This window comes from Streptococcus mitis bv. 2 str. SK95 (assembly GCF_000222705.1).
GTDB classification, from domain to species: Bacteria; Bacillota; Bacilli; order Lactobacillales; family Streptococcaceae; genus Streptococcus; species Streptococcus mitis_AY.
Genome location: NZ_AFUB01000047.1, coordinates 1 through 14,017, shown reverse-complemented (window position 1 = coordinate 14,017; position 14,017 = coordinate 1). Strand labels below are relative to the sequence as shown.

Genomic DNA, 14,017 nt, shown 5'->3' with positions numbered 1-14,017 from the left:
CCATACTTCTGCTCGCAAGCAAATTATTTGCTACGGGCTGATCAGACTTTGTCTATCTTCTAGTTTATCACACTTTAAAACAGGGAGGCTATATATTTTACCTATCAAGGAGATAGATAAAAACTATCTCAAACCTAAGTTCTCATAGGTTTTTCTATAGCCGATTTGTTTAACAGCACCATTCTCCACCAAAATTGGACGTTTCAATAACATGCCATCACTCGCTAGAAGCTTAGCTGCTTCTTGTTTTGACAAACTTCCTACCTTATCTTTCAGGTCCAGTTCACGATATTTGATGCCACTGGTATTGAAAAATTGTTTCACTTCAAAACCAGAAGTTTCTAACCAGTTCAAAATCACTTCTTCACTTGGTGTTTCTTCTACGATGTGGACAGCTTTGTAGTCCACACCAAGTTTATCCAATTCATTTTTTGCTTTCTTACAAGTTGAACATTTTGGGTATTCGATAAATTCTAACATTTTCTTTTCTTTCTATTCTTTATTTTCTTGAAAAACCGCACCTTCATGCTTCAAGAGCCAAGCTTTCTTTTCGACTCCCGAAGCATAGCCTGTCAGACGATTGCCTGCCCCTAGCACTCGGTGACAGGGGACGAGGATGGACCAGGGATTGCGCCCCACTGCTCCGCCAATAGCTTGGGCAGAAGACACTTGCAGGTCTTTCGCTATTTGTCCATAAGTCACTGTTTGACCGTAAGGAATGGTCTGTAAGTATGCCCAGACTCGCTTTTCAAAATCCGTTCCAATGGGAGTCAAAGGTAAGTCACACAGAACCTGATCCCTGCCTTCGAAATAGGTATCTAAATAGGAAATAACTTGCTCCAATACAGGATGGCTACCAACTTCTTCTATCGTTTCATCCCCTAATCCCCTCTCAAAATGCTTCTGGTCCTGCACCCAAATTCCATACAGATATTGCTCGTCAGCAACTAAGGATAAGGTTCCAATTGGCGACGGGTAGAGCATTTTTGCGTACTTATTCTGCTTCATTTCTTTAATTTCTGATAGGCCAAACGTTCCCCATCAACCGGAACTTTACCAACCTGTTGGAAGCCTAGCTTTTCAAAGATATGCTGCATGGCTTTGTTTTGTGTATGCGTATCTGAACGAAAATCTAGATAATCAAAACCTTCAATCAAGCCTTCTAGGAAAGTCTGAGCAACACCTTGTCCTTGTACATCTGCTGCCACAGCGATACGGTGAAAGACCAGATATTCTGACTCTCTCCCTTGCCAACTTCCTTCATAAATGGCTTCATAGGCTTCCTCTGGGTTCTTGGTCACAGCAGCATAGGCTAACAGTTCTCCCTCTTCCAAGGCCACATAGGCTTGACCAGAGATGATATCATCAATAATGATGTCAGCATTTGGATAGCCATTTTGCCACTGGTCACTACCAGACTTGGCTAAACACTTTTTGGCATCCTCCATCACCTGCATAATCGCATTTACTTCGTTTGGAAAAGCTAAACGAATCTCCATCTCTTCCCCTCATTTCTAACTAGTTTCTCTCATCATAGCATAATTTAAAGCTTTCTACAAGCAGTTGAAACTTGACTTTTGTTTTTTATTATTTTATAATCTAGTTATCTAAACTAGATAAAAGGAGTTGGAAATGAATTCTAACTTTTCCTACCCAAAATGGGAAGACATTCCAAACATTGACCTCTATCTGGATCAGGTTTTGCTTTATGTCAACCAAGTCTGTGCCCCCATCTCTCCAGATAAAGACAAGGGGCTAACAGCATCTATGGTCAATAACTATGTCAAACATGGTTACCTGACAAAGCCTGACAAGAAGAAATACCAACGCAAACAGATTGCTCGTTTGATTGCCATTACTACTCTCAAGTCTGTCTTTTCAATCCAAGAAATCGCTCAGACCCTCAATACTCTACAAACTCAAGCGAGTTCAGACCAGCTCTACGATGCTTTTGTGGACTACATGAACCATGGGATTGATCCAGAAAATCCTATTATCCAAACCAGCTGCCAAACGGTTAAACTCTATCATCAAACTCTAGACTTAATCCTTAGCAAAGAAGAGGAGGAAATCCAATGAATACCAGCTTAAAACTCAGTAAAAAACTCAGTTTTGGAGAGGAAATTGCTAATAGCGTGACCCATGCTGTGGGTGCCGTTATCATGCTCATCCTACTCCCCATTTCATCCACCTATAGTTATGAAGCACATGGATTTTTATCGTCTTTTGGCGTTTCTATCTTTGTTATCAGTCTATTTCTCATGTTCCTCTCGTCAACCATATATCACTCTATGGCCTATGGTTCGACCCAAAAATACGTCTTGCGAATCATCGACCACTCTATGATTTATGTGGCCATAGCAGGCTCTTATACGCCAGTCGTCTTGACCTTGATGAATAACTGGTTTGGCTATCTCATTATTGCCATTCAGTGGGGAACGACCATCTTTGGCATCCTCTATAAAATCTTTGCTAAAAAGGTCAATGAGAAATTCAGCCTTGCCCTTTACCTGATCATGGGCTGGTTGGTTCTGGCTATCATTCCTGCCATTATCAGTCAAACAACGCCAATTTTCTGGAGTCTCATGGTAACTGGCGGACTCTGTTATACAGTTGGAGCTGGATTTTACGCTAAGAAAAAACCTTATTTCCACATGATTTGGCATCTCTTTATCTTAGCTGCGTCTGCACTTCAGTACATTGCGATTGTTTATTACATGTAAAAAAAGTTGAGAATCTTTTCTCAACTTTTTTCTTTACACATATTGATAAAGTACTGGTGCAAGCGAGCATCATCTGTTAACTCAGGATGAAAAGAGGTTACCAGCATATTTTTTTCTTGCGCAGCAACGATTTGATCATCAACTGTTGCTAAAACTTCTACACCCTCTCCAACACTGCTGATAATCGGTCCACGGATAAAGGTCATGGGAATCTGACCAACTCCCTTACATTCTGCTTCTGTATAAAAACTTCCTAGTTGGCGCCCATAGGCGTTGCGCTCAACCACTATGTCCATAGTCGCTAGATGACTTTCTTCCTGAGAAATGATTTCCTTAGCTAGCAAGATTAAGCCCGCACAAGTTCCAAAGACTGGTAGTCCAGAAAGAATGGCTTCTCGGATGGGAAGCAGCATGTTCTGGTCGCGCAAGAGCTTGCCCATGGTTGTAGACTCACCGCCAGGTAATATCAAACCCGCCAAGTCACTCTGATGTTTCTGAAAATCATCTAAATTTCTGATTTCGACACTAACAACACCTAACTTTTCTAACACTTTTGCATGTTCTGCAAAGGCACCTTGCAAGGCCAATATTCCAATTTTCATCTATTTTCCTCGCTCTGCCATAAGAATTTGGATTTCATTCTCATTGATACCAACCATGGCTTCCCCTAGATCTTCAGAGATTTGAGCCAAAATTTGAGGATTTTGGTAGTTGGTTACAGCTTTAACAATAGCACTTGCTCGTTTAACAGGGTCGCCTGATTTGAAAATACCTGACCCAACAAAAACGCCTTCTGCCCCCAATTGCATCATTAGCGCAGCATCTGCTGGCGTTGCAACGCCTCCAGCTGCAAAGTTTACAACTGGTAATTTTCCATGTTCGTGGACGTATTGGACCAATTCAACAGGAACTTGCAAGTCCTTGGCAGCCACATAGAGTTCATCTTCGCGTAGGTTTTGAATCCGTCGAATTTCTTGATTCATCATACGCATATGTCGAACAGCTTGGACGATATCTCCTGTACCCGGTTCTCCTTTTGTCCGAATCATAGAAGCTCCTTCAGCGATACGACGCAAGGCTTCACCCAAATCCTTAGCACCACAGACAAAAGGAACTTGGAATTCTTTCTTATCCACATGGAAACGGTCATCAGCTGGAGACAGCACTTCACTCTCATCGATATAGTCAATCTCAATAGCCTCTAAAATCTGAGCTTCAACAAAATGCCCGATTCTGACCTTGGCCATCACTGGAATACTGACCGCTTTTCGGATTTCCTTAATCATCTTTGGATCGCTCATACGGGAAACTCCTCCAGCTGCACGAATATCAGCTGGAATTCGCTCCAAGGCCATAACAGCTGCCGCACCAGCAGCCTCTGCGATACGAGCCTGTTCAGGGTTCTGAACGTCCATGATAACCCCACCTTTGAGCATCTGTGCCAAGTTTTTATTTAGTTCATAACGATTTTCAGTCATTTCTTTTTCCTCATCATTTGTATTGGTAGCTACCATTTCATTTTAAGTCAGAACAGAGTGAAGTACAAGATAGAAAAATAATATTTGTCTGGGTACAGATTGACAAAAAAACTACCTGACCTTCAGTTAAGACCAGATAGTTCATCCATTTCTATTTTTCAGCTGTAAGTGCAGCCATTGTGATGTAGTTGTATGGTTTGTTGAAGTGTGGCAAGAAGAATAGGTCCGTCAATGCCAATTTATCAATCGTCACATGCTCTTGGATAGCAAGTGAGAACATGTGGATTCCCATACTGATAGCAGCATCATGTGAAACCATTTGTGCGCCAAGAATTTCGCGGCTGTCTTTATCAAAGACAATCTTGATGGCAACTTCATGGTTATCATGTTTGATAAATTCTGGTTTTTGAAGATCGTTAAAGCCAGTTTCAGCTGCGTTATAGCCTGCAGCTTTGGCTTTTTCAAGAGTCAAACCAGTCGAAACCATGTGAAGTCCGTAGATGGAGATACCGTTTGATCCTTGTACACCGATTCCTTCCAATTCATAACCACAAGCATTGTAAGCACCCACGATACCAGTACGTACAGCGTTAGATGCAAGAGCAATGTAGCTTGTATCTTTACGAGCATTGTCATAAACAGTTGCACAGTCACCAACAGCGTATACACCTGGGATAGATGTTTCTTGTTTCTTGTCTACAAGGAAGGCACCGTTGCGGAAGAGTTCGATCTTACCGTCAGCAAGAGCTGTGTTTGGACGGAAACCAACAGCAAGAACCACCATATCCACATCAAACGTTTCTTTGTCTGTTACCAAGCGTTCTACTTTACCATCACCTTGGATGGCTTTAACTGTTTGACCAAGAGCCAAGCGGATGTTGTGGTCTTCCAAGTTCTTCGCCATCATTTGAGTGAAGTCCTTGTCATAGTAGCCGTTCAAAACAGTGTCTACGATATCTACAAGCACCACTTCTTTTCCAAGACGCTCGAAAGCTTCGGCAAGTTCTACACCAATGTAACCACCACCAACAACGGCAATGCGCTCAAGGTGCTTGCTCTTGTCTTCAAGTTTTTCAATAACTTCTTCAGCGTTTTGGTACAACTTAACAAATTGAACATTTTCAAGTGTTGCTTTGAATTCGCGGTTGCCCTTAACGATTTCAACACCTTCGATTGGAGGCAAGATTGGAGTTGAACCAGTCGCAAAGATCAATTTGTCATAAGACTCTTTGTGTTCTTTACCTTCAACTTCTGCAGTCACAACTTTATTGTCATAGTCAATTGAAAGAACTGGTGAGTTCATGTAAACTTTAGCACCTTTTGCTTCCAATTTTTCTTTATCAGAGTAGAAGAGACCTTCTGGGCCGTCAATTTGTTCCCCTATCCAAAGAGCCATTCCACAACCAAGGAATGAAATATTTGAGTTTTGGTCAAATACAACGATTTCATTTTCATGTCCAAAGTTGTCCAACATAGTGTTGATACATGCTGTACCAGCGTGGTTAGCACCAACTACAACGATTTTACTCATAGAATAATTCCACCTTTAAAATTTAATTTACCCCTCTAGTATATCATTTGCTGTTAGCGTTTACAAGGTATTTGCTTGGAATTCTCTTTTTTTCAGAAAAAATTATTCTTTACTATACTATTTGTTTCATTTCCTTCCAATTTTTGAGCATATTTCTTGACTTTTGTTAAAATTTATTTGTGAAAACGCTGACTTTATGGTATGCTAGATACATGGAAAGAAAATGTAAGGGGTTTAATTTTTCTTTAACCAACTTATATTGAATGATTTCCTATAAAGAGAAAGGAGCTGGTAGCTTGCCTCTTCATTCACGTTCTGAACGGCTGATGGGAACAACTATCACGATTTCATTAGTAGATGAACAGGCTGATTGCCTACTTCAAGGAGCCTTTGATTTGCTCAAGGAGCTTGAATACCGCTTCAACGCCAACAGTCAAGAATCCGAACTGATGGAAATCAACTACCAGGCTGGAATCGCACCTGTTAAGGTTCATCCTGACCTATTTGAACTGATTGCTCTTGGACTAGAGCATAGCCTAGCTCCCTCTAGCCATCTCAACATCAGTATTGGTCCCTTGATTCAAACCTGGCGAATTGGCTTTTCAGATGCTCGGCTTCCAAAGCCAAATGAAATCGAAGCCGTCTTGCCTCTAGTTGACCCGCATTTTATCAAGTTAGATCCGACTAGCTCTTCTGTCTTTTTAGAGAAGAAAGGAATGAAGCTCGATCTAGGTTGTTTGGCTAAGGGCTATAGTGCAGATAAGGTTGCCCAGTATTTAAAAACACACGGTGTCACCTCTGCCTTGATCAATCTGGGAGGAAATATCCTTACCATCGGGAATAACCAAGCTAAAGAAGGGAACGACTGGCAGATCGGCATTCAGGATCCGCGAAATCCTCGTGGCAATCATCTCCTAACCATTTCTGCTTCTAACAAATCCGTTGTCACTTCAGGTATCTATGAACGCCACCTGACAGTAGATGGAAAAGACTATCACCATATCTTTGATAGTGAGACAGGATTCCCTGTCGAAACCGAACTCGCTAGCCTAACGATTATCTCTGATAAATCCGTTGATGGTGAGATTTGGACAACGCGCCTTTTCGGAGAACGAAGCGCTTCTATCCTCTGGCAAGTCGAAAGTATAGATGGGATTGAAGCTATCCTCATCGACAAAGAGGGACGCCTTGCTTGTTCTTCAGGCCTTCAAAATTGTATTATGTAAAAAGAGAAAGGAAATCTCATGCTAAAACTTATTGCCATTGTTGGAACGAACTCTAAACGTTCTACAAACCGCCAATTGCTCCAATACATGCAAAAACACTTTGCGGATAAAGCTGAAATTGAACTCGTTGAAATCAAGGATATCCCTGTTTTCAACAAACCAGCAGATAAGCAACTTCCAGTTGAAATTCTTGAGATTGCAGCTAAAATTGAAGCATCTGACGGTGTCATTATTGGTACTCCTGAGTACGACCACTCTATCCCTGCAGTTTTGATGAGCGCTCTTGCTTGGCTATCTTACGGTATCTACCCACTTTTGAACAAACCAATCATGATCACTGGTGCTTCTTACGGTACACTTGGTTCATCTCGTGCCCAATTGCAACTTCGTCAAATCTTGAACGCTCCTGAAATTAAGGCAAATGTTCTACCAGATGAATTCTTGCTTTCTCACTCTCTTCAAGCATTTAACCCAAGTGGCGACTTGGTTGACCTTGATGTCATCAAGAAATTGGATGCCATCTTTGATGACTTCCGTATCTTTGTGAAGATTACTGAAAAATTGCGCAATGCACAAGAATTGCTTCGCAAAGATGCAGAAGAATTTGACTGGGAAAATTTGTAAGATAGGAGACCGAAAGAATGAAATTTGTTGGACTTGTTGGATCAAACTACGATCAATCATATAACCGCAAACTCTTGGAATTTATCCGTCGCAATTTCAAATTTAAATTTGAATTAGAAGTTCTTGAAATCGATGAAGTTCCAATGTTTAACCAAGACGAAAAATGGGACGACAGTTTCCAATTACGCTTCTTGTATAACAAAATTACACGTGCTGATGGTGTCATTATCGCCACTCCTGAGCACAACCACACTATCTCAGCTTCACTCAAATCTGTACTTGAATGGCTTTCATACGAAGTTCATCCATTTGAAAACAAACCTGTTATGATTGTGGGTGCATCATACTACGACCAAGGAACATCACGTGCCCAAGTTCACCTTCGTAAAATCCTTGATGCTCCAGGTGTTAATGCCTACACGCTTCCAGGTAACGAATTCCTTCTTGGTAAAGCCAAGGAAGCTTTTGATAACGACGGAAATATCACCAACGAAGGCACTGTTAAATTCCTTGAAACTTGCTTAGATAACTTTGTAAAATACGTAGGAGTCGTTTCGAAATTGAAAAAACCAAAACCAATCGAACCAGAAGACTTGGATTGCGGAAAACCAATTGCTACAACTATCACAGAAGTTGATCCTGACGATCCAGAATGGGTAGAAAAAGTTGCTGCAATCACTGGAGCTGTTTCTGGTGATACCTATGTCAAATTGGACCACGGTATCCTTACAGTTAACCAAATCGATATGTTCTTGAAAGCTATGCCATTTGAATTGACATACGCTGACGATAACAACCAATTCCTCTACTACAACAACGCTCACCAAGATCCAGACACCATGTTTGCCAAACGTGTACCACCTCAATCAGGTAACCGTATGTCGACTGTTCACAATTCTCTTCCAGCAGCACGTATGAAGAATGTAGAGTGGGTCATCGGAACACTTCGCAATGGAAACCAAGAATACGTCCGTACGATCGTTCCAGGTTCTCCTGCTGGTGTCATCAACACTCATAACTACCAAGCGATGTATTATCCTGATGGATCATACGCTGGAATCAATGAAATTGTCTTTAACTTCCAACCATGGCTTGACTGGTACCTAAAAGAAACGGGTCAACGTTTGGTAGGTGGTAGCGGACCATTTGCTCCTGCTGCTGGAGGTCATGGAGACGCCGATGCCACTTCTGGCGCTTCTGATTCAGGAGACGCTGGAGGCCACGGTGGTGACGCAGACGCTACTTCTGGTGCAAGCAACTAAGAAACCAAAAAGGAGCCATTTGGCTCCTTCTTTTTTATTGCTAAACAAAGGAACTTCGTAGCAAATCTACAGAGCCCTTTTGTTTAATGAATGTAGTTTGAAACTTAGTGATTCTTTTTTTCTGCCTCTATGGATTTATAAAGTGTTTTTTTAACTTTGTAAAAAGCTTTCTTTTTCATTTTTTCATATTTCTTTTTATCTTTCTTCCTATCAACTCTTCTAAACTCATGAATAGAGATTACATTACCAGACGTAATTCCTCCACCTACAATGGCTGGCTGACAATAAAAGAAATTCTCCTCCAATTTGCTCAAAAAATCATCGGCTTTAAAATTTTCACTCTTCTTTTCCGCTTCCGAAAATATTTTGTTAAACAATTTCTTCCATGCTCTATCATACTTTCGAAAAACAAAAATTGGTATCTGGGTTTCATTATCATCAGCTACATATTGATAAATTCTTCTCAAAACAATATAAGCACCTAACCGAGATAAGTTTGAATTGAGAAGAATCTTTTCACCAATACCATCTTCACCTAAAGCTGGTTGAGAGCATGAAAAAGGATAAATTTCTAAATTACAGATTTTTTTAGCAATTTCTTTAACATTATTATTCTGTAATTCTGAGATATCTATAATAAACGGTCCTTTTTCTGGTCTCTCTTGAACTATTTCTTTATAATATTCCGGTAAATAATAATACCCTAACTCTTTTAACTCCTTATTATTATATTTTTTATCAAGACTAATTTCTTTAGAATTAAACATATGAGTTAGTTCTTGTGTTAAATTACTATTTTTGCTATAGATAATTTGAGTAATACACGTTGAAAGTTTAGCGTCACTATCTATTTCCCCTAAACCATATCTTTCTTTTATGATTTCTTTAACAGGTTTATTTTCTGGCTCACCTTCTAAATAATTTCTAATTTCTTTTATTGTCTTTTTATTATCCTCTTTTAATAATTTATAGGTTTTTCTATAATAATCTTTAAGGTTTGCACACTCAAGACCTTTATCAATTTGATTATCTGTATAACTTCCTAAATAACCTCTAGGATTTTCCATACAATGGAAAAGAATAGCTTTATCAATATCCCCATGAAAATGAGTTGGAATTTGGTAGCGCATATTTACATGTTTACTTTTGTCCTTGATTTCCTCTTTATATTTTGCTTCCTTCCACTGGTTGTCTTCTTTCAAAATATTCAACCAAGAAAAATCTTCAGAAGTAGCACTTGTAACTTGAGTTACAAATTGATCTACCAGTATCTCTTCTCCCCCTTCTTTCTTCTTATGCCAAGGGCTAAACTCCTCTAAGAAGGTATCTTTATTTTTAAATATATCTTCATTTTGTGAGATAAGGTTAAAACAGATTTTTAAATTTGTCTTTAGATACTCTTTTTCTTCATCTCTTAATTCTTCATTAGTATTCGTATCTAGCATAAATCCAACCTCACTTTATTGCATTCTCTATGTTCATTGTATCATATTCTACAGAAAATAATATCTCCCTATTCATTTTTTACATTACTTTTTGTCCTCTGAATCTCTGCTATTCTAATAGCATAAAGAAACTGACTAGCAGCACAAACTACTAGTCAGTTTTTTTATGAGTTGGGATCATCTAAACTACGCCCATGCAAACCTTTTTCACGTTGTACCTGACGTAGTTTTTCTGGTGTGACGTCATTTCCTTCTTCGTCCACAATTTTGATTCCTTCAATGTGGTGACGAACAGAACGACGATAGCCTTCAATATACTCCTCACGAAGTTTAGCTTGTTCCACTTTTTCAGCAGAAGTTAAGCCTTCTGTTTTTTTCTTTTTAGCAAGCTCGTTAATACGATCAATTTTTTTAGGATCCATGTTTCTCTCCTTTATGATAAGATTTAATCCGTTTAACAGATTTTACTTGGTATTAATTTGGTTGAAACGTGCAAGTTTCGCTGCTTTCTTGGTTAATTGCGACAAGATGGCCAATCGATTTTGACGAATATCTTGATCATCGGTCATTACCATAGTATTCTCAAAGAAAGCATCAATAACTGGACTAAGCGCAAAGAGTTGTTCTAATTGCTGACTTGCAGTCCCTGATAAAACGAGTGACTCTACTGCTTCCGACAAGGCTTTCTCTTCTTCATTTTCAAAGAGAGCAGGATCAACTGTTTCATATCCTTCCGCTTTCTCAGCCAAGTTGAAAGCACGAGAGAGAGATTCGACAGACGGTTTGAAGTTTTCTTCCTTGCTTGCTTCTACGAGAGCACTTGCTACTTCTAGCATATCTGCCACGACAAAGTTCGAACTTGCAAGAACCGCTTCCTTAATGTCTTTTGGAGTAGAACCCATCATCTTATCGACACGAGCCTTGATAAAGTCCATGACTTCTGCTTTATTTTCATAAGTCAAGCTATCAAATTTCAAAGCATAAAGGCTATCAATCAACTCATCCATAGCAATGTGCCAACCAAAGGCATCCAAGATACGAACCACACCTTGGGTCGCACGACGGAGGGCATAAGGGTCATTAGAACCTGATGGAATCAAACCTACTGAGAAGAAACTCAAAATCGTGTCCAATTTGTCTGCAATGGCTAGAATAGCTCCAACCTTGCTCTCTGGAAGTTCTCCTTCAGCTGATGTAGGCATGTAGTGTTCACGAATAGCAGCTGCAACTGCTGGAGTTTCCCCAGCAAGAAGAGCATATTTCTCACCCATAATTCCTTGGAGTTCGTCAAATTCACCAACCATACCTGTCAACAAGTCAAACTTGTAAATAGCTGCTGCACGAGCAAGGTCAACTGTTTCATCCACTGACAAGCCAGCTTTTTCCGCCAAGAGAATGGCAATTTGACCAGTACGAATCATGTGTTCACGAAGAGAACCAATCTTTTCGTGGAAGGTGACGTTGTTTAATTTTTCAACAAGGTCAGAAATCACCAATTTTTGGTCTTCACGCCAGAAGAATTCTCCGTCTTCCAAGCGGGCTACCAAGACTTTTTCATTTCCTTTGATAACATTTTCCAAATGCTCAGCGTTTCCGTTACGAACAGAAATAAAGTTTGGCAAGAGTTTACCGTCTTGATCACGAACAACAAAGTAACGTTGGTGTTCCTTCATCGAAGTCACCAAAACTTCTTCTGGAACTTCAAGGTATTTAGCATCAAAACTTCCCATAAAGGCAGTTGGGTATTCAACCAAGTTCAAGACTTCATTCAGCAAGTCAGCATCAATTTCGATACGTACACCATGCTCTGCTTCGATTTCCTTGATTTGGTCAACAATCATTTGCTCACGTTCACGAGGATCCGCGATTACAAACTGTGCACGAAGGTCTTCTTCGTAGCTCAAAGCTGACTGAATCTTAGTTTCTTGTCCCAAGAAACGATGACCACGACTCACACGATCTCCCTTGATATCAAGGAAATCCAAGTCAAATTCTTCTTCATCTAAAAGAACAGTTAAAGTGTGAACAGGGCGGATATATTCAAAGGTGTTGTTAGCCCAGTGCATGCTGACAGGGAAAGTTAGAGATTTCAAGACGTCTACTACACCTGGAACAATGGCTTCAACTACTTGACCAATTTCTTCCTTGGTAACATAGACATATTCTTCACCCTTGATTTCACGGAATTCAATATCTTCAACCGTCAAGCCTTTTCCACGGACAAATCCTTGAGCTGCTTTGGTGAAGTTCCCATCACTATCCAAGGCAATTTTCTTTGCTGGACCCTTGAAATCTTCTGTCAAATCAGACTGTTTGTCTGCAAGACCAGTCACACGAACAGCCAAACGGCGTGGTGTGGAGAAGGTTTGAATAGCTTCAAAAGACAGGCGGTTTTCCTTGAGGAAGGCTGCCATTTTTTCACCTAGTTGTTTTTCACTTGGAGTTACTACATAGGCTGGTAACTCTTCAAGACCGAGTTCTACTAATAAGTTTTTTGTCATGTTTTTTCTCCGAAAAGTATCTTTTTATTTTCCAGTTTGCCTTATGTGATTGGCACGCAAGCAACCGACTTCGTCGTTTCATTGCTAAAATTGGAGCCGAAAGTCTCTAATTTTGCCTAGTATCCTTAGCTTCACTAAGGATACCTTCATCACTGTGGCAACTGGCTCAAGGCTCACTCTGTTCGCCCATTTTCGTAAACGGTCACTCTCTTTATTCTGCGTCTTCTGCTAAGAGTTTAGCTCGTGTTGCTTCATCCAAAAGTGGGTAGCCTAGGCGTTTGCGTTCTGCGACAAAGGTTTTGGCTACGACACGGGCCAAGTTACGAATACGAGCGATATAGCCTGCACGCTCGGTTACAGATACGGCACCACGCGCGTCAAGCAAGTTAAAGGTATGTGAACATTTGAGAACATAGTCATAGGCAGGGTGAACCAAGCCTTCCTCTAAGGCACGACCAGCTTCTTTTTCAAACTTATCAAAGTTTTCCAGCAACATTTCTTGGTCCGAAATTTCAAACGAATATTTTGAATGCTCGTACTCAGGCTGGATGAAGATTTCTCCGTATTTTACACCATCAGCCCACTCAATATCATAGACAGAGTCTACTTCTTGAATATAAGAAGCCAAACGCTCCAAACCATAGGTAACTTCCGCAGTCACAGGGCCAGTTGCCAATCCACCAACTTGTTGGAAATAAGTGAACTGAGTGATTTCCATCCCATCAAGCCAAACTTCCCATCCAAGACCAGCTGAACCAGTTGAAGGATTTTCCCAGTTGTCCTCAACAAAACGAATATCGTGTTCCAAAGGATTGATACCCAATTTTTCCAAAGACTCAAGGTAAAGTTCTTGGATGTTTGATGGAGAAGGCTTCATAACTACTTGGAATTGGTGGTGTTGGTAGAGACGGTTAGGATTTTCTCCATAACGACCGTCAGCAGGACGACGTGATGGCTCTACATAAGCCGCATTCCATGGCTCAGGCCCAATAGCACGAAGGAAAGTGTAAGGACTCATCGTCCCCGCACCTTTTTCATTATCATAAGCCTGCATAAGCATACAACCTTGGTCATTCCAAAATTGTTGCAAAGTCAAAATAATTTCTTGAAATGTTAATTTCTTAGACATTGTTTACTCCTTTTTTTATAAATTACTTGCGACACGAGTCTGCCTCGTCGATCATACGAGGCAAGACGAGTTAGTACTGCGTCTAGCTCAGGCACTCC

The 14,017-nt window shown here is 40.4% G+C and carries 15 protein-coding genes; 5 read left to right on the top strand and 10 right to left on the bottom strand.

Going from position 1 to position 14,017, the window contains the following annotated elements; translation table 11 throughout:
• Nucleotides 1-123: 123 nt before the first annotated feature.
• The 3 genes from HMPREF9965_RS09430 to HMPREF9965_RS09420 are packed head-to-tail and all read right to left on the bottom strand — an operon-like array spanning nucleotide 124 to nucleotide 1,499.
• Entirely contained in the window at nucleotides 124-480 is a 357-nt protein-coding gene (locus tag HMPREF9965_RS09430; protein WP_000889067.1) for an arsenate reductase family protein, read from the bottom strand.
• Nucleotides 481-492: 12 nt separating this feature from the next.
• On the bottom strand, nucleotides 493-1,008 hold the full coding sequence (locus tag HMPREF9965_RS09425; RefSeq protein WP_000812477.1) for a methylated-DNA--[protein]-cysteine S-methyltransferase: 516 nt from the start codon (nucleotides 1,006-1,008) through the stop codon (nucleotides 493-495).
• Nucleotides 1,005-1,499 (bottom strand): GNAT family N-acetyltransferase, encoded by a 495-nt coding sequence (locus HMPREF9965_RS09420; protein ID WP_000405861.1) that lies wholly within the window; start codon nucleotides 1,497-1,499, stop codon nucleotides 1,005-1,007. The genes HMPREF9965_RS09425 and HMPREF9965_RS09420 overlap by 4 nt, the downstream gene beginning before the upstream one ends.
• A 133-nt stretch (nucleotides 1,500-1,632) precedes the next feature.
• On the opposite strand from HMPREF9965_RS09420, the gene HMPREF9965_RS09415 reads away from it, so the two are divergent.
• Both HMPREF9965_RS09415 and trhA read left to right on the top strand, forming a co-directional pair.
• Nucleotides 1,633-2,079: a DUF1836 domain-containing protein gene (locus HMPREF9965_RS09415; protein ID WP_001087579.1), complete on the top strand. Its 447-nt coding sequence runs from the start codon at nucleotides 1,633-1,635 to the stop codon at nucleotides 2,077-2,079.
• Nucleotides 2,076-2,723: a PAQR family membrane homeostasis protein TrhA gene (gene trhA, locus HMPREF9965_RS09410; protein WP_001097975.1), complete on the top strand. Its 648-nt coding sequence runs from the start codon at nucleotides 2,076-2,078 to the stop codon at nucleotides 2,721-2,723. The genes HMPREF9965_RS09415 and trhA overlap by 4 nt, the downstream gene beginning before the upstream one ends.
• Nucleotides 2,724-2,743: 20 nt before the next feature.
• Here the strand turns inward: trhA and pdxT are convergent, their stop codons facing one another.
• The 3 genes from pdxT to nox form a co-directional block, all read right to left on the bottom strand.
• Entirely contained in the window at nucleotides 2,744-3,325 is a 582-nt protein-coding gene (pdxT, locus tag HMPREF9965_RS09405) for a pyridoxal 5'-phosphate synthase glutaminase subunit PdxT (protein ID WP_000689954.1), read from the bottom strand.
• Complete coding sequence (pdxS, locus tag HMPREF9965_RS09400) at nucleotides 3,326-4,201, bottom strand: pyridoxal 5'-phosphate synthase lyase subunit PdxS (RefSeq protein ID WP_000138531.1); 876 nt, start codon at nucleotides 4,199-4,201, stop codon at nucleotides 3,326-3,328.
• A 151-nt stretch (nucleotides 4,202-4,352) separates the two neighbouring features.
• Nucleotides 4,353-5,732: a H2O-forming NADH oxidase gene (gene nox / locus HMPREF9965_RS09395; protein ID WP_000036765.1), complete on the bottom strand. Its 1,380-nt coding sequence runs from the start codon at nucleotides 5,730-5,732 to the stop codon at nucleotides 4,353-4,355.
• Nucleotides 5,733-6,028: 296 nt separating this feature from the next.
• Between nox and HMPREF9965_RS09390 the strand changes: the two genes are divergently transcribed.
• The 3 genes from HMPREF9965_RS09390 to HMPREF9965_RS09380 are packed head-to-tail and all read left to right on the top strand — an operon-like array spanning nucleotide 6,029 to nucleotide 8,844.
• Complete coding sequence (locus tag HMPREF9965_RS09390; protein ID WP_025170851.1) at nucleotides 6,029-6,958, top strand: FAD:protein FMN transferase; 930 nt, start codon at nucleotides 6,029-6,031, stop codon at nucleotides 6,956-6,958.
• Nucleotides 6,959-6,976: 18 nt separating this feature from the next.
• Nucleotides 6,977-7,582: an NADPH-dependent FMN reductase gene (locus tag HMPREF9965_RS09385; RefSeq protein ID WP_000915938.1), complete on the top strand. Its 606-nt coding sequence runs from the start codon at nucleotides 6,977-6,979 to the stop codon at nucleotides 7,580-7,582.
• Nucleotides 7,583-7,599: 17 nt separating this feature from the next.
• Nucleotides 7,600-8,844 (top strand): NAD(P)H-dependent oxidoreductase, encoded by a 1,245-nt coding sequence (locus HMPREF9965_RS09380; protein ID WP_000673663.1) that lies wholly within the window; start codon nucleotides 7,600-7,602, stop codon nucleotides 8,842-8,844.
• A gap of 104 nt (nucleotides 8,845-8,948) precedes the next feature.
• Here HMPREF9965_RS09380 and HMPREF9965_RS09375 read toward each other — a convergent pair whose 3' ends face one another.
• From HMPREF9965_RS09375 to glyQ, 4 genes are all read right to left on the bottom strand, one after another.
• Nucleotides 8,949-10,289 (bottom strand): hypothetical protein, encoded by a 1,341-nt coding sequence (locus HMPREF9965_RS09375; RefSeq protein WP_000887651.1) that lies wholly within the window; start codon nucleotides 10,287-10,289, stop codon nucleotides 8,949-8,951.
• 164 nt (nucleotides 10,290-10,453) lie between these two features.
• Nucleotides 10,454-10,711 carry a DUF896 family protein gene (locus tag HMPREF9965_RS09370; RefSeq protein WP_000371301.1) on the bottom strand — a complete coding sequence of 86 codons (258 nt, stop codon included), beginning with the start codon at nucleotides 10,709-10,711 and terminating at the stop codon, nucleotides 10,454-10,456.
• Nucleotides 10,712-10,753: 42 nt separating this feature from the next.
• Nucleotides 10,754-12,790 carry a glycine--tRNA ligase subunit beta gene (gene glyS, locus HMPREF9965_RS09365; protein WP_000164743.1) on the bottom strand — a complete coding sequence of 679 codons (2,037 nt, stop codon included), beginning with the start codon at nucleotides 12,788-12,790 and terminating at the stop codon, nucleotides 10,754-10,756.
• 211 nt (nucleotides 12,791-13,001) lie between these two features.
• The gene (gene glyQ / locus HMPREF9965_RS09360; protein ID WP_000038733.1) at nucleotides 13,002-13,919 is read right to left on the bottom strand and encodes a glycine--tRNA ligase subunit alpha; all 918 of its coding nucleotides are present in this window, start codon (nucleotides 13,917-13,919) and stop codon (nucleotides 13,002-13,004) included.
• Nucleotides 13,920-14,017: the final 98 nt, after the last annotated feature.